The sequence below is a fragment of the Halodesulfovibrio spirochaetisodalis genome (assembly GCF_001672295.1).
Classification (GTDB): domain Bacteria; phylum Desulfobacterota; class Desulfovibrionia; order Desulfovibrionales; family Desulfovibrionaceae; genus Halodesulfovibrio; species Halodesulfovibrio spirochaetisodalis.
The window spans coordinates 119,022-134,293 of record NZ_JXMS01000004.1 but is presented as its reverse complement, the minus strand read 5'-3'; the positions used below and the strand labels follow the sequence as shown (position 1 = coordinate 134,293).

The following is a 15,272-nucleotide window of genomic DNA, read 5'->3' as shown; positions in this document are numbered from 1 at the left end:
GATGCAGTTACCTCGTGGTATGGGTAAAATTGTTTTTGGTGCAGCCGCCATTGCGTTGGCTGGCGGTATATGGGCATCCGGCATATTTATGCCTGCCGGTGATGAGCTGACAGATGTTGTTCATATGGATTCTGCCAAGCAAGGTTCGGAAGAAGGACAGGCAGAAGGCAAAGTTGTCTGGACATGTTCTATGCACCCGCAAATTCAATTGCCTCAGCCGGGGAAGTGCCCGCTGTGTTTCATGGATTTGATTAAACTGGAAATCGACGCCAATAGAGCTGCGGCGGAAAGCTATCGTCAGATTGAGCTTGATAGCAATGCCCGCAAGCTTGCAGAAGTTGAAGTAACACCGGTTGTCCGCAAGGCTGTTGTTGCCGGACGACGGATGGTCGGTAAGGTCGATTATGATGAATCCCGCGTGGAAACAATCAGTGCATGGACAGCGGGACGTATCGACCGTCTGCTTATTGCCAAGACAGGCAGCACAGTTCGCAAAGGGCAACCTATGGCGGTTATCTATAGCCCTGAACTGTATTCTGCTCAGGCTGACCTGATTCAGGCTCAAGCCGCTATGGCAAAAGTCACCTCCCGAAGTTCCTCAATTATACGAAAATCAGTGCAAAACAATATTGCTGCTGCAAAAGAAAAGCTGCGTCTTCTCGGTTTATCAGAAGGGCAGATAGCAGCCATTGCCAAAAAAGACACCCCTTCAAAAAACCTTACGGTGTATGCACCGCAGGCGGGTATTGTTATTCGCAAAGACGTTGTGGAAGGCGCGTATGTAAAGGCGGGACAACCGCTGTATTCTATTGCTGACCTTTCTGCTGTGTGGGTTGTGCTGGATGCATATGAAAGCGATTTGCCGTGGATTAAAGAAGGGGACAACGTTTCCTTTACGGCTGAAGCCTTCCCTGGTGAGCAGTTTACAGGGCGGATTGTATATATTGATCCTGCTGTAAACCAGAAAACCCGTACCGTTGCGGTGCGCATTGAGGTAGCGAACCCTAATGGAAAGCTTAAACCGGGAATGTTTGTGCAGGCTGTGCAGAAAAAGACAGCAGACAGTGATGACTCTTCACTGGTGATTCCTGTTTCTGCTGCGCTGATAACGGGTAAGCGCGCCATTGTTTATGTGCAGAATCCTGAAAAAGAAGGCACATACGAAGGACGCGAGATCGTACTCGGCGCAAAGTCTAACGGTACATATGTGGTTAAAAGCGGCCTTGAAGAAGGTGAGCTTGTAGTCAGCAACGGGGCATTCAAGCTGGACAGTGCGCTTCAGATTAAAGCCAAACCAAGTATGATGAGTGACACCGCAGGTGGGCATATTTCTGTCGATCATAGTGCTCATGAAGGGCATGATCACGGTTCTGACCATTTGGGCGCTCCTTCCATTCTTGTTTCTAAGCTCTATTTTATGAATAAGGATTTTGAGGCATTACAGCTGGCATTGCAGCAAAGAGATGAAGCCCGCACCAAAGCATTATTCGAGCAGATTGGCACAAAGCTGCGTTCAATAGAAACATGGATGCTTGAAGGCGAAGCAATGCTCGCGTGGAAAGAACATGGCATGCTGCTGGTAAATGACTGCATTTTAGGTGCTGAAGCAGATTCCTTTAAGCGCCAGCATGAACTGTTTGCGTTGGCACAGGCACACTATGCAGCACTGAAAAAAGCATTCGGTGTGCAAAGCGCAGCGAAATCTCTTGTACCTGTTGTGCAGGTTCCAGAAAAATTTAAAACCCAGATCGGGTCAGCACTGGTCGCATACATTGGTGTTTCCGAGGCGTTAAGTAAGGATAATCCAGACGGTGCGCGTGTTGCCCTGAAAGGTTTTGCTGCGTCATTGAACGCAGTGTCCGCTTCCGGCTTATCAAAACAGGCATCCAAACTCTGGACAGACAACAAACGCTTGATGACGACCGGTATTGCGGAAATGCGCAATGCATCCGATATCGAATCAATGCGTAAAGGTTTTTTCACTATCTCAAACGGATTACTCAATGTGGCAAAGAAAATGGGCATTGTATTGAAAGGTGATGTGTTTGAGGTGCATTGCCCAATGGCCTTTGACAACAAAGGTGCAAGTTGGTTGCAGCAGGATGAAAGCATTCGTAATCCGTATTTCGGGGCAAAAATGTTCAATTGCGGCGAAGTGAAAAAGCAGCTTGCTGTGGACTAGGGGGAGCCTGTGAGTGATATGGAAAATACACCCGAAAAGAAGGCTACTCCTCAAGAGTGCGTTCTAGCCCCTGACGCTGAATCAGTAAGCACTGTTGTTCCACGCACCTTTACAGAAAAGCTTATCTATTTTTGCTTAAAACAAAAGCTGGTTGTTATCCTGCTCACCGTTCTGATGATCGGGTGGGGGGCGATGGTTGCGCCGTTTGACTGGGATCTCGGCGGTATTCCGCGTGACCCTGTTCCGGTTGATGCTATTCCCGATATCGGGGAAAACCAGCAGATAGTTTTTACAGCGTGGGCAGGACGCTCCCCGCAGGATATGGAAGATCAGGTTACTTATCCGCTCACGGTAGCCTTACTGGGGATTCCCGGGGTAAAAACAGTCCGCAGTTATTCCATGTTCGGCTTCTCAACCATTTACGTCATATTTAATGAAGATGTTGAGTTTTACTGGTCACGCTCACGGTTGCTGGAAAAATTAAACAGTCTTCCCCCCGGTACGCTTCCGGCTGGTGTACAGCCGACACTGGGCCCGGATGCCACAGCCCTTGGGCAAGTGTTCTGGTACACTATTGAAGGCCGCGACCCCCAAGGAAATCCTACTGGTGGCTGGGGACTTGATGAACTGCGCAGTGTGCAGGACTGGCTGGTACGCTATGGGCTGCTGTCTGCCGAGGGTGTATCAGAAGTTGCTTCTGTAGGCGGGTTTGTCAAAGAATATCAGATTGATGTTAACCCTGCTGCAATGCGAGCCTATGGCGTTACCCTGCAGCAGGTTATTAAAGCCGTTAAGCAGTCCAACCTTGATGTCGGCGCGCGGACAATGGAGATTAACAGTGTTGAATATCTTATTCGTGGTGTCGGGTTTGTCAAAAACCTTTCTGATCTCGAAAAAGCCGTAATCAAGGTTGAAGATAATACCCCGATAACCGTTAAGGATGTCGCCACCGTAACACTTGGCCCAGCCACTCGACGCGGTGCACTGGATAAAAACGGTGCTGAAGTTGTCGGCGGGGTGGTTGTTGCGCGGTATGGTGAAAACCCGCTCGCGGTTATTAAAAATCTTAAATCCAAAATTGCAACCCTCAGCGCAGGTCTGCCTAGTAAAACGCTTGCAGACGGAACCGTCTCAAAATTGACTATTGTTCCGTTTTATGACCGAAGCGGATTGATTCAGGAGACGCTGGGCACGCTGGATAACGCGCTCACTGAAGAAATTCTCATCACCATCATTGTTGTGCTCATCGCTGTGATGCACTTCAAGAGTTCTTTGGTTATCTCCTCCTTACTGCCGTTGGCTGTACTCATGTGTTTTATTGCCATGAGGACGCTCGGTGTGGACGCCAATATCGTTGCCTTGTCTGGTATTGCCATTGCTATCGGGACGATGGTGGATATGGGGATTATCATATGCGAAAATATCTTAAAAAAGCTTGAAAAAGCTCCAGACGGTGCTGACTCCTTCAAACTTGTTTTTGAAGGGGTATCCGAAGTGGGTAGCGCCGTTATGACGGCTGTTGCCACAACCATCATCAGTTTTCTGCCAGTCTTTGTTATGGACGGTGCGGAAGGTAAACTGTTCAAACCGTTAGCGTATACCAAAACATTTGCACTTGGTGCATCTATTTTACTTTCCCTCACTGTTTTGCCGTTACTGACGCACTTATTATTCAAGGCACGCAGAAAGGTACGGTTTGGAACCCTGAGGTCTTACCTGATACCGGCTGTATTTGTCGTCGCTGGTGTGGCAGTGGGTGCGATGGTCACATGGTGGCTCGGGCTTGTTGTGGGGTACATGGGTGTACGTCGCATTCTCCGTGACCGTTTACCGGAATTTTTAGGTTCCACGCTAGAGCGTGTAGAAAACTGGGTGGTCATTATTGCTGTGACTGTGGTGCTTGCGCAGCATTGGCTGCCACTTGGGCCGGAGAAGGGTACTGTTGCCAACCTGCTGTTTGTAGCGGGGACAATTGGCGGATTGATGGCATTCTTCTATGGTTTTCAGAAAATGTACCCGTTCCTGCTCAGAAGATTTTTGCGCCATAAGGGCGCGTTCATGCTCGTTCCTACTAGCATTGCTGCATTCGGAATGATTATCTGGCTCGGTTTTGGCACATTCACAAGTTGGTTGCCGGATTCTATTCGTGCAACCACACCTGTTGCTGCGTTAACGCATGCATTCCCCGGTCTTGGGAAAGAGTTTATGCCTCCGCTTGATGAAGGTTCTTTCCTCTACATGCCTACCACTATGCCGCACGCATCCATCGGCGAAGTACAGGATGTACTGGCAAAGCAGGATATGGCTATCCAGAGAATACCGGAGGTGCAGAGTGCTGTAGGCAAGCTTGGGCGTGCGGAAACTCCGCTTGATCCGGCTCCGGTTTCCATGATCGAGACTGTGATTAACTACAAGCCGGAATTTTTGCTTGATGCAAGTGGTAAGCGCATGCGCTTCAAATTCACTTCTGCAAAGAAAGACTACATGCGTTCAGTGGATAACAAGCTGCTTCCGGCAGAAGACGGTTATCCGTACCTTGTTCAAGGGTATTATGAGCGTGATGCCGCAGGCAGACTTATTCCTGATCCGGATGGCAGACCGTTCAGAATCTGGCGTATGGCGCTTGATCCTGAAATTAATCCGGACAGGGAAGCGTGGAGTGGCATACGGTCATCCAACGATATTTGGGATGCCATCGTCAAAGCGGCAGATATGCCGGGTGTAACAAGTGCACCAAAGTTGCAGCCTATTGCAGCGCGTATTGTGATGCTGCAATCAGGCATGCGTGCTCCTATGGGTATTAAAGTAAAAGGCCCGACCTTGCCGGTTATTGAAGAGTTCGGTTTGCAGTTGGAGCAATACTTGAAGCAGATACCGTCGATAATGCCTGCCGCAGTGACGGCGGACAGAATTGTCGGGAAGCCGTATATAGAAATCATCATAGATCGGGATGCCATTGCCCGTTACGGGATAAGCATCGCCAAGGTGCAGGATGTCATCGACAGTGCTGTTGGGGGGCGTGTTATTACCACAACAGTGGAGGGCAGAGAGCGGTATCCTGTCCGCGTGCGTTACCAGCGCGAATTGCGAGATTCTCTGGAAGGGCTGGAGTCTATTCTGGTTGCCTCTGCCACCGGAGAGCAAGTGCCGCTGTCACAACTGGCAGACATTAAATATGTGCGTGGCCCTCAGGTAATTAAAAGTGAAGACACCTTCCTCCTAGGCTATGTCCTTTTCGATAAGCAACCCGGCTATGCAGAGGTGGATGTAGTAGAGCAGGCTCGTGCGTTTCTGGATGATAAAATTGCCAGCGGCGAACTTGTGGTTCCTGCCGGAGTGTCTTTTGAATTTGCCGGAAGCTACGAGAACCAGATACGCGCACAGAAAAAACTTTCTGTCATTCTACCGCTGGCATTGCTGGTCATCGTGATAATCCTGTATTTGCAGTTCAATGCCATTACCACAACCCTTATGGTCTTTTCCGGTATCATCGTGGCGTGGTCAGGCGGCTTTATTATGATCTGGCTCTACGGTCAGGACTGGTTCCTGAACTTCTCTGTAATGGGAACGCACATGCGCGACTTGTTTCAGGTGCATCCCATCAACCTGTCAGTCGCCATCTGGGTCGGATTCCTTGCCTTGTTCGGTATTGCATCGGATGACGGTGTCATTATGGCAACCTTCCTTGATGAATCCAAAAGAGGAAGCACGCAAAAGGATGTTGAAGCAATTCGCAACTTCGTTGTGGAAGGTGCTAAAAAACGCATCAGACCAGCATTGATGACTTCAGCAACGACCATCCTTGCATTGCTGCCTATTCTAACCTCAACAGGTAAAGGCGCAGATATTATGGTGCCAATGGCAATTCCATCATTCGGCGGTATGTCCATTGCTCTGCTGACAGTATTTGTTGTTCCTGTCCTGTATTGCTGGGTAGAGGAACGGAAGTTGAAAAGGCAGGGAGACGTTGAGGAGTAGATTTAGATAGATCTTAGAACTGTTGATTGTATGAGGTGCGATCAACAACAAATATGAGCGTAAGAAAACTGCATATCTGCTTTAATAAAGGCGGGTATGCAGCTTTTTTATGTGTTGGTAAGCGAATATTACCCTCTATTTTTAACGTCCTTCCGCCATTCATTAAGCGGCGCATAGCAGCCTTGCCCTTCGTGCTGAGATTTTCGTACCTCTTCACTATATTTGGGGTCGAGCATCAACTTGCAAAGATAGCGGGTGGTTTCTTCGTCCCAAAGCAGGTCTGGGCATCGTTTTGTATACCCGTACTTTTGGTGGGACTCGGAACAGGGATCACGCAGGCAGCACCAGCCACAGCCAATGCATGGTTCATTTTTAGTAGTAACTGGCTCCATCTGCTGAGTATCGGAAAAAAAATTAAATTCGTCGTGCATCTATAAGCCTTTTATGGAGAAACAGTTAATTGAATAAGGAACTCTGTAATCTTATATTGATAGGGGAGCAAGAAATAGCTCTGAGTTAATTGGTTAAAATGAAAGAAAAGGAAAGGGCGGTTAGTTTTCCTAGCCGCCCTTTTGTTATTAGCTACGCAACGATGAGCCCTTGAGAAGGTAACAAGTCTCGTAAGATGTAAGTTCTCAATAGAGCCGCAGCTTGGTAGAAACGATAAGCGCTATGCTGCACGGCATCAGGCGAAAACTCAGTATGGTTCAGCATATTTCTTTCGTCATTCCAACCATCACTGCTGTATTCGGGGATGGTTTCGCTATGTCCGGTAATTTTTCCTGCTTTACAAGCTTGTTGCCAAGCGGAAATACGTCCAGATTTATCAGCTGGAGTCATTATCACTTCACGAACAGCAGCCTTGATTTCAGAGAACTCCATAGGGTCATTCTCACATAGGTCTGGTCTGTGTTTTGCGAAGTCGGTAAAAAAGGTATGAAGTGCTTCAGAAGCTTCAGTAAACGTTTCGATATTGTTATGTTCAATGGTATCCCCTGTTTCCTCTCTGACAAAACTCCAGTGAAGATAAGGGCGATCAGGGTGTGTGCATGCAGCTCCATGTCCTAATCCACATGAGAGAGTTTCAGCGCACCCCCCTGTGAGGCTATCTGGTAGTAGGCATGTGAAGTTTTCGAAAAAACTTTTTTCTTTTTGCTTATTGTATTCTTTTAATTCTTCAGCAAAATCGTTTTCGTTCAGAATAGTCAACGTGCTGTTGTCTATATAATTCCACGGACTGCTTACTCCAGAGAAATCATAATGCGCAAAAGTATCAGCATAGATATGTGCTGTTGCACCGATTAATTCGGGCGCATAGTTTCTATCGCTTAAGCTGAGTGCAAAACTTAATACTGATTGTGCATTCGCACTATCTTTGCGGCAAAGAAGTTTTTCTCCATAGCTTTCACCTTCACCGCCTGGTAAAAAGTGAAAAGGAACCCATACTTGTCTTTGGTCATCGTTATCAAAGTTTTCAGTGGAGGCTAGGTGATGAGCTGTTGCCTCGGTTAAGAATTTGCCACCATCCTTAAAATCAACATCATTGTCTGCAGCATTGTCATCTACAAATTGTGCTGCAGTCGCGATGGTTGTTGCTACTTCTGGCTTTAGCCCTGCAGCACGCGCCATTGCATAAGTTCCATAGTAGTGCATGTCTAACTGCATAGTACTCTCCTATAATAAATTTCATGCACGATATAGGTTCACATTTATGCTGTTAATTAGATTATTGATTTATACTGTAGTGCAGAATCGAGAATTGGTCGTTGCTATGAGCCATGCAGGAAGGGAGCTTTGTGCTTTACATGTAGTTGCGTTGAATTTGTGTGAGGAGAATCGATAGGCAATGTGAAAACTACTGAGAAGTTAGTTTCGGAAAGGCATAAGCAGCTTTGAAAATAAAAAGGCTCATAGATAAAATCTATGAGCCTTTACTGTTTCGTTGGTAGCGAGGGAGGGAATTGAACCCCCGACACTGCGGATATGAGCCGCATGCTCTAACCAACTGAGCTACCTCGCCATCAAGTATGTGGTCGGCCTAAAGTGTGTAATAAGATGGTAGCGAGGGAGGGAATTGAACCCCCGACACTGCGGATATGAGCCGCATGCTCTAACCAACTGAGCTACCTCGCCATCAAGTATGTGGTCGGCCTAAAGTGTGTAATAAGATGGTAGCGAGGGAGGGAATTGAACCCCCGACACTGCGGATATGAGCCGCATGCTCTAACCAACTGAGCTACCTCGCCATCAAGTATGTGGTCGGCCTAAAGTGTGTAATAAGATGGTAGCGAGGGAGGGAATTGAACCCCCGACACTGCGGATATGAGCCGCATGCTCTAACCAACTGAGCTACCTCGCCATCAAGTATGTGGTCGGCCTAAAGTGTGTAATAAGATGGTAGCGAGGGAGGGAATTGAACCCCCGACACTGCGGATATGAGCCGCATGCTCTAACCAACTGAGCTACCTCGCCATCAAGTATGTGGTCGGCCTAAAGTGTGTAATAAGATGGTAGCGAGGGAGGGAATTGAACCCCCGACACTGCGGATATGAGCCGCATGCTCTAACCAACTGAGCTACCTCGCCATCTCTTGTGCGTCACACTTCGTTGCGACGGGAGAGTGTTTAAGGAAATCTCACGCACAATGCAAGCGTTTTTTGAAAAAAAGTCGTTTTACCGTCAAAAAACTATGTCCAGAAAAAGTATACTAACGGTGCAACAATAAGTCTGTACCAAGCGAATGGTTTAAACGTCATCTTACCCACAAGAGTGATAAAGGTTTTTACTGCAATAAGGGCGGAGATGAATGAGACTACGAATCCTACAGTAAAAAAGGGAAGATCGGCAGTAGTAAACAGTTGATAATGTTTCAGCATGTCGTATCCGGTTGCTGCAAACATGATAGGTACTGCTGCCAGAAATGAATATTCAGCGGCAAGAGTGCGGCGCGCGCCTAAGAGCATACCACCCATTATTGTTGCGGCGGAGCGGGAAAAACCCGGCCACAGGGCAAGACACTGAAAACAGCCGATGCCGAGCGCAAGCTTTGGCGTCATGTCATCCAGAGAATGAAAGGTTGCTTTATCGGTATCGTGTGATGGCGCATACTTTTCAACACATAAAATAAATATCGCACCAATGCCTAAAGCAAAGGATACGGTAATGGGGTTGAACAGGTATGTTTTAATGTACCCTGCCAGAAGAAGCCCTAAAATACTGGCTGGCAGTGAGGTAAGAAAAAGCATCCAGAGCCCGCGAATGCCGGAGAACGGGATTTCCGGTGTGTTCTTCAGTAATCCTAAAAATCTGTTAAGATAGAGGACTACAACAGCAAGGATAGCGCCTAGCTGGATGAACACTTCAAAAACAGCCGCTTTTGGGCCGGTGTAGTCAAGAAGGTGTCCGGCGATGATGAGATGACCGGAAGAAGATACAGGAAGGAATTCTGTCAAACCTTCGATAATGCCAAGAATAACAGCGGAATAAAGTTCAGTCATATATAAATCGTATATGGTTTAGTGTTAATGGCAACAACCTTAGAAAAATACAGTATAGTAGAGTGAGTTGCAAGGCGCGGGTTAGTAAGTTAGATTGCCATGTTTTTCCAAGTGAAAGGTTCAGGTTGTATCTACCACTAATAACAAGGAGCTGAAAATGGCAACGATAATGCCTAAGAGTGAACTTGTAAGAAAAGCTGTTGCCTACGTACAGGAACATTTGAAAGAGCATCCGGCTAACTTGAGGCGGTTGCTGGATCAGGCTGGTATGCGTTTCAATCTGAGCCCCAAGGAAGCAGAAATGCTTAATAATTTTTTTAAACAATCAGAAAGTGACCATTAGGGGGCTGTTCTGTTTAGAGTAAGTTTAGTGCACAGACAGATTTTTAAGGAACACGTTTCCATTTTCTGTCTGTCCATGTTTTCATTAGTTTTCCTGATCGTAATCGGAAAAGTATTGCAGCTCAGAGAGCTGTTTCTCGGGCTGGATATCGGGTTGATTGAAATGCTGAAGCTGTTCGGCTACCTGATTCCGGCTGTTCTGCTTATGATTATTCCTATAGCCACCATGCTGTCCGTGTTTCTTACCTTCTTGCGTATGAGCTCCGACAGGGAACTTGTGGCATTGAAAGCAGGCGGCGTCAGCCTGTATCAACTTCTTCCGGCACCTGTAGTTTTTGGTTCCCTGTGTACCGTACTTACACTGTGGGTATCCATGTTCGGTATTGCATGGGGAATGGACAACTTCCGTTCATCCATTCTTGAGTTAGCCCAGACCCGCGCAAAAGTAGTTTTACAGCCGGGTGTGTTTAATAACTCTATCCCGAAACTTATGATTTATTCACGCAGTTCCAGTCTTGCCACCGGCGATCTGGAACACGTGCTTGTTCAGGATACCAGTAAAGATACTGGCGGCGTGACGATCATTGCTCCAAAGGGCAAAATTATTTCTGATACCAAGCAGGGCGAAATCCGCTTTGTCCTCCATAACGGTAAAATTTATCGTCAGGATAAAAACCAGATCAGCGTGCTCGGGTTCAACCAGTACGTTGTGCGTCTTTCTTTGTCACAGCTTGTAAAAGGTGTGCATTTAGGAAAGCTGCGTCCTTCCGGCATGTCGTATGCGCAGTTACAGGCGATTAAGAAAGATCCTTCCCTTGCTGAAAGTAAGTCTTTTATCCGCAAGACAGATGTTGAAATCCCGAAACGCTGGGCTATGCCGTTCGCGTGCATCGTGCTTGGTATTTTTGCCATGCCGCTGGCCTGTGCCTTTGAGGGAATGCGCCAGCAGATGGGCGTAGTTATGGCTCTTGGTAACTTCCTTGTGTACTACAGTCTGCTTTCCATCAGTATGAAAAGCGGCGAAGGCGGAGGAGGGCTTCCACCGGACATCAGCCTGTGGATTCCGAATGCGCTGTTTGCTGTGCTGGCTGTGGTTGGACTGTACCTGACCGCTAAAGAGCGAACCATAAACGTGACTGCCATGATTACGCATGTGATTCTGCGTTTTGGCAAGCGTAAAGGGGGACAGTAAATGACACTGTTAACCCGCTATATGTTGAAGCAGAATCTGTTTTTAATGCTGCTTATTCTCGGGATCGGCACAGCTATTTACCTGCTGACCGACCTGTTTGAAAAACTGGATGACTTTATTGAAGCTGGCCTCGGTATTTACACTGTTGCGCTGTATTTTATCTGTAAGCTGCCGCTGATTATCTCTCAGATTCTTCCAGCGGTATTCTTGCTGTCCTGTACAGTGCAGTTGTGTGTAATGTCCCGTAACAAGGAACTTGTCGCGCTGCAGGCTGGCGGTGTTTCTTTTGTGTCACTCGCAAGGTTCATTCTCTACATAGGTTTGTTCTGGGCTGTCGTACAGCTCGGGTTCTCCCAGTACTTAGGGGTAATGGGAGACGTGGAATCAAGAAGGATATGGAAGGAAGATGTGCGCGGTGAAAGCGCAGAAAAGACTGTCGCTTCTGATATTTGGTTCCTTGAAGACAACTATGTCGTGAACCTGAAAAAAGCGTACCTGAAGGAAGGTAGAGCCGACTGGGTGACCATCATGCGTATGTCTGACGGCGGCGATGCTATTCAGGAAGTTATCAAAGCGAAAAGTGCAGTTGTGCGCCCGAATGACTGGGTACTTTCATCCGTCATTCAGACAGAACCGGGCAGCTATGCTGTTGTTAATACGCCGGAGCTTGTCGTACCGTTAAAGCAAAAGCTTGCAGTTTTCAGGACGGTATCTGTAGATACAGACTTGAACCGTCTGGCGCTGTGGGAGCTTGGTGCTGCCATCGAGAGGCTTGAACAGTCCGGTTCCAACGTGGAAGCGTTACGCACAACGTATCATCAGAAAATTGCGTATGCAGCTGCGGTTGTCATCATGGGGCTTGTGGCGCTTATGCTGCTCACTTGGAGAGACAGCCTGTATATCAATGTCTCTGTCGGCCTTATCCTTACCTTTGCGTTTTATGCGCTCTTTACATGGTTTGGGGCACTTGGCGAGCGGGGATATATTAATCCGGTATTCGGAGCATGGTTCTCCAATATATTATTTGCTGTCATAACGCTTGGACGAATTCTCTGGTACACACGTTCCCGCGTGAAAAAGACGTCATCGATGACCCTTTCCGGCAGTAATTCGTAATTCCGTAAATATAATAATATTTGTCATACTTGCGACTATGCATGTATGGAGTATATATGTTTGATAATAGCTTTTTTCCTGAATGGTTGGAGTCCGTTGCGCTCGATGATGAGCAGTTCGGCTCTGCGTACGATGCCGTGCCGGATAATCGTCGCGCATGGCTGAAAACAACCATTGCAAGGCTCCATGTGTTGTACGGCACTCCTCAGGTTACATGGGGAAGGCAGGAGAACCATTGGCGGCAGGGGCATATCTCTATTGCAGAGAGCCGTCCTGTTGACTGGACAGCCGTGATTGTTGACTCCTCCTATGTGTCCGGTGTTCGATTGCTGGCTGCTGCAATGATGCCACTACTCAGTGGTGTGGAAGACATCCTCGTGGTGTTCTCCGGTGAAACTCCTGTTGCGGCGGAATGTCTTGCTGCACTTGAACTGGCAGGCATAGAAATGGCCGTGCAGGTGAGCAAGGAACAGACTGCGACGTTATTGGACGAGCTGTCTGTGGAAGGAGCGAGCGGTAGAATTCTCGCGCTTGGTGATGATGCAAGACAGGTTGTTCATAACGCAGGTGTATTGTCAGGCGGAGTACAGGTCTGGTTTGAACCGCAGTACAAGTCTATCGGCATTGTTTCCGGTGGTGCCTTTGACCGTGATTTGCTTTCATGGGCGCATCCTGATTTGAGCATTGTGGATGTGGCAGCGGATGATTTTGCAACCGTCTCTTCTCTTGCAGCTATTTGTTGCGAGGCGGATGTAGTGGATACTGTGCCGGACACCGTACCTGTTTCATTAGGAGCAGGGCAGGAAGGCTGCTGGATTTGGCCGCAATTAGTGCCACAGTGGTTTATTCATCGACGTTTTTCTCTTCTTTCCGAAGTATAATTTCTCACTTGAGTGAAGGTGGATTGCATGGGCAAGAGCACGACTTCGTATCTGAACAGCTTGAGAAATATTGGTATTATTGCGCACATTGATGCCGGAAAAACCACTCTTACAGAACGTATTCTGTATTATACTGACAAGATATATCGCATGGGCGAAGTGCATGAAGGCACTGCAACCATGGACTTTATGCCGGAAGAGCAGGAACGTGGAATTACTATTGCTTCAGCATGTACGTCATGTGAATGGAACAACGGCGTCATCAATATCATCGATACCCCGGGGCATGTTGACTTTACCATTGAAGTAGAACGTTCTTTGCGTGTGCTGGATGGTGCGGTCGGTGTTTTTTGTGCTGTGGGTGGTGTTGAACCGCAGTCAGAAACTGTCTGGCGTCAGTCAGAAAAATTTTCTGTCCCTAAAATTGCGTTCATCAACAAGATGGACAGACTCGGTGCGGATTTTATGTCTGTGCTGGAATCCATGCGCGAGCGCTTGAATGCCTCCCCGCTGGTGCTGGTGGCACCGCTTGGTGAAGGCGATGAATTTTACGGTCTTGCAGACGTGTTGACGCTCGAACGTCTCGATTTTGATCAGGAAACAGAAGGGCGTGAATACTCGCGCTCTCCGCTGGAAGGTGCTGAACTGGCATTTGCAGAGGAGTGGCACGAACGTCTGCTGGAAACAGTGGCTGATTTCGACGACGACATTATGGAAATGTATCTTTCGGGTGAAACAATACCGCTTGAAAAGATAAAAGAATGTATCCGCAAGGCTACGTTGGAGTTGAAAATTACGCCGGTTTTCAGTGGTTCAGCACTGCGGAATTGCGGTGTTCAGTGCGTACTGGATGGTGCGTTTGATTATCTTCCGTCCCCGCTTGATGTAACAGCACCCAAAGCGCTCAGGCCTGATCTTGGAACAACTGAAGAGCTTGTCATTGCACCGGACAGCCCGCTAGCTGCGCTTGCGTTTAAAGTGTATATGGATGAAGGGCGAAAAATGGTTCTTGCCCGTATTTACTCCGGTACACTGCGCTCCGGTGACTATGTGCATAACAGTACTCAGGGGAAAAAAGAAAAACCGGCTCGTCTTTATATGCTGCATGCAAGCCACAGGGAGCAGGTGGAAGAAGCCCGTGCCGGAGAAATTGTTGCTCTGGCGGGAATGAAATTTGCCCGAACAGGCGATTCTCTGGCAACAGAAGCACAGCCGTACGTACTCGAAAATATTTCCGGCTATCGTCCTGTAATTTCCCGTGCGCTTGAGCCTTCAAACTCTGAAGAAGCAGATAAACTTGATGAGGTCCTTGAAAAGCTTTTGCTTGAAGACCCGACATTGCAGTATGAGCAGAGTCCAGAAACAGGGCAGCGGGTTATTTCAGGTATGGGAGAGCTGCACCTTGAGGTTGTGGTAGATCGACTGCGCAGAGAATACCATGTTGCTCCGCGTGTGGGTAATCCGCAGGTCGTGTATCAGGAAACAATCAGTGGCACCGGTGCTGCTGTGGAAGAATTTGACCGCGAACTCGGTGAGAAAAAGCACTACGGGTACGCAAGTCTTTCTGTTGCACCCCGTGAGCGTGATTCAGGTAATGTTGTCCGGTTTGCGTTTGATACATCAGAGTGGCCTACAGCATGGGTTGATGCTGTGGAGCAGGGGGTTCTGGACGGCTTGCAATGCGGGGTTATCAAGGGGTATCCTGTGCAGGACGTAGAGGTCACAGTGCAGGAAATTAAGCGAACTGACAGCTCTTCAGAACCAGGGTATCGTATGGCTGCGGGCATGGCATTGAAGGCTGCATTGGCAAATGCAAAGCCGGAATTGCTTGAGCCGATTATGGATGTAGAGATTTCTGTTCCGGATGAAAATGTCGGGGATGCTATCAGCCTGCTTGGCGCGAAAGGCGCAAAAGTTGAAAACCTTTTTGACCGTGCAGGATTGAAGATGGTGCAAGCGTTGGCTCCAATGTGCAGTCTTTTCGGGTTTTCTACCGATTTGCGCTCTGTAACACAGGGGCGTGCGGGGCTTGTAATTCAATTCTTACGATTTGATACACTGTCGTAAGGGTCAGAAACGAGGAG

10 protein-coding genes and 6 tRNA genes are annotated in these 15,272 nt (G+C 47.9%); 7 read left to right on the top strand and 9 right to left on the bottom strand.

What is annotated here, in order from left to right; genetic code table 11:
• Position 1 precedes the first annotated feature (1 nt).
• Positions 2 to 2,182 carry an efflux RND transporter periplasmic adaptor subunit gene (locus SP90_RS03740; RefSeq protein ID WP_066852740.1) on the top strand — a complete coding sequence of 727 codons (2,181 nt, stop codon included), beginning with the start codon at positions 2 to 4 and terminating at the stop codon, positions 2,180 to 2,182.
• Between the two features lie 18 nt (positions 2,183 to 2,200).
• Entirely contained in the window at positions 2,201 to 6,160 is a 3,960-nt protein-coding gene (locus SP90_RS03735) for an efflux RND transporter permease subunit (protein WP_066852858.1), read from the top strand.
• 128 nt (positions 6,161 to 6,288) lie between these two features.
• Here the strand turns inward: SP90_RS03735 and SP90_RS16440 are convergent, their stop codons facing one another.
• The 9 genes from SP90_RS16440 to SP90_RS03690 all read right to left on the bottom strand — a co-directional run bounded on the left by SP90_RS16440 (position 6,289) and on the right by SP90_RS03690 (position 9,657).
• A complete protein-coding gene (locus SP90_RS16440) occupies positions 6,289 to 6,591 on the bottom strand; it encodes a hypothetical protein (protein ID WP_331710482.1) in 303 nt (100 codons plus the stop codon).
• A 151-nt stretch (positions 6,592 to 6,742) separates the two neighbouring features.
• Positions 6,743 to 7,825, bottom strand: a complete 1,083-nt coding sequence (locus SP90_RS03725) for a DUF6765 family protein (RefSeq protein WP_066852734.1) — start codon at positions 7,823 to 7,825, stop codon at positions 6,743 to 6,745.
• A gap of 278 nt (positions 7,826 to 8,103) precedes the next feature.
• A tRNA-Met gene (locus SP90_RS03720) sits at positions 8,104 to 8,180 on the bottom strand.
• A gap of 36 nt (positions 8,181 to 8,216) precedes the next feature.
• Positions 8,217 to 8,293, bottom strand: a tRNA-Met gene (locus SP90_RS03715).
• 36 nt (positions 8,294 to 8,329) lie between these two features.
• Positions 8,330 to 8,406, bottom strand: a tRNA-Met gene (locus SP90_RS03710).
• A 36-nt stretch (positions 8,407 to 8,442) separates the two neighbouring features.
• A tRNA-Met gene (locus SP90_RS03705) sits at positions 8,443 to 8,519 on the bottom strand.
• 36 nt (positions 8,520 to 8,555) lie between these two features.
• Positions 8,556 to 8,632, bottom strand: a tRNA-Met gene (locus SP90_RS03700).
• Positions 8,633 to 8,668: 36 nt separating this feature from the next.
• Positions 8,669 to 8,745 (bottom strand) — tRNA-Met (locus SP90_RS03695).
• Between the two features lie 102 nt (positions 8,746 to 8,847).
• Entirely contained in the window at positions 8,848 to 9,657 is an 810-nt protein-coding gene (locus SP90_RS03690) for an undecaprenyl-diphosphate phosphatase (protein ID WP_066852731.1), read from the bottom strand.
• Positions 9,658 to 9,814: 157 nt separating this feature from the next.
• Between SP90_RS03690 and SP90_RS03685 the strand changes: the two genes are divergently transcribed.
• Genes SP90_RS03685 through fusA form a run of 5 tightly spaced genes read left to right on the top strand, consistent with a single transcriptional unit; the run spans position 9,815 to position 15,255 of the window.
• Complete coding sequence (locus SP90_RS03685; protein ID WP_066852728.1) at positions 9,815 to 10,000, top strand: hypothetical protein; 186 nt, start codon at positions 9,815 to 9,817, stop codon at positions 9,998 to 10,000.
• Positions 10,001 to 10,027: 27 nt separating this feature from the next.
• Positions 10,028 to 11,191, top strand: a complete 1,164-nt coding sequence (locus SP90_RS03680) for an LptF/LptG family permease (RefSeq protein ID WP_157471183.1) — start codon at positions 10,028 to 10,030, stop codon at positions 11,189 to 11,191.
• A complete protein-coding gene (locus tag SP90_RS03675; protein ID WP_066852725.1) occupies positions 11,192 to 12,307 on the top strand; it encodes an LptF/LptG family permease in 1,116 nt (371 codons plus the stop codon).
• A 56-nt stretch (positions 12,308 to 12,363) separates the two neighbouring features.
• Positions 12,364 to 13,188: a hypothetical protein gene (locus tag SP90_RS03670; protein ID WP_066852722.1), complete on the top strand. Its 825-nt coding sequence runs from the start codon at positions 12,364 to 12,366 to the stop codon at positions 13,186 to 13,188.
• A gap of 27 nt (positions 13,189 to 13,215) precedes the next feature.
• Positions 13,216 to 15,255 (top strand): elongation factor G, encoded by a 2,040-nt coding sequence (fusA, locus tag SP90_RS03665; RefSeq protein ID WP_066852720.1) that lies wholly within the window; start codon positions 13,216 to 13,218, stop codon positions 15,253 to 15,255.
• Positions 15,256 to 15,272: the final 17 nt, after the last annotated feature.

Coding starts and splice junctions, on each gene's coding strand:
- SP90_RS03670 (WP_066852722.1), top strand. CDS start 12,364: ATGTTTGATAATAGCTTTTTTCCTGAATGGTTGGAGTCCGTTGCGCTC.
- fusA (WP_066852720.1), top strand. CDS start 13,216: ATGGGCAAGAGCACGACTTCGTATCTGAACAGCTTGAGAAATATTGGT.
- SP90_RS03740 (WP_066852740.1), top strand. CDS start 2: ATGCAGTTACCTCGTGGTATGGGTAAAATTGTTTTTGGTGCAGCCGCC.
- SP90_RS03675 (WP_066852725.1), top strand. CDS start 11,192: ATGACACTGTTAACCCGCTATATGTTGAAGCAGAATCTGTTTTTAATG.
- SP90_RS03735 (WP_066852858.1), top strand. CDS start 2,201: ATGGAAAATACACCCGAAAAGAAGGCTACTCCTCAAGAGTGCGTTCTA.
- SP90_RS03690 (WP_066852731.1), bottom strand. CDS start 9,657: ATGACTGAACTTTATTCCGCTGTTATTCTTGGCATTATCGAAGGTTTG.
- SP90_RS16440 (WP_331710482.1), bottom strand. CDS start 6,591: ATGCACGACGAATTTAATTTTTTTTCCGATACTCAGCAGATGGAGCCA.
- SP90_RS03685 (WP_066852728.1), top strand. CDS start 9,815: ATGGCAACGATAATGCCTAAGAGTGAACTTGTAAGAAAAGCTGTTGCC.
- SP90_RS03725 (WP_066852734.1), bottom strand. CDS start 7,825: ATGCAGTTAGACATGCACTACTATGGAACTTATGCAATGGCGCGTGCT.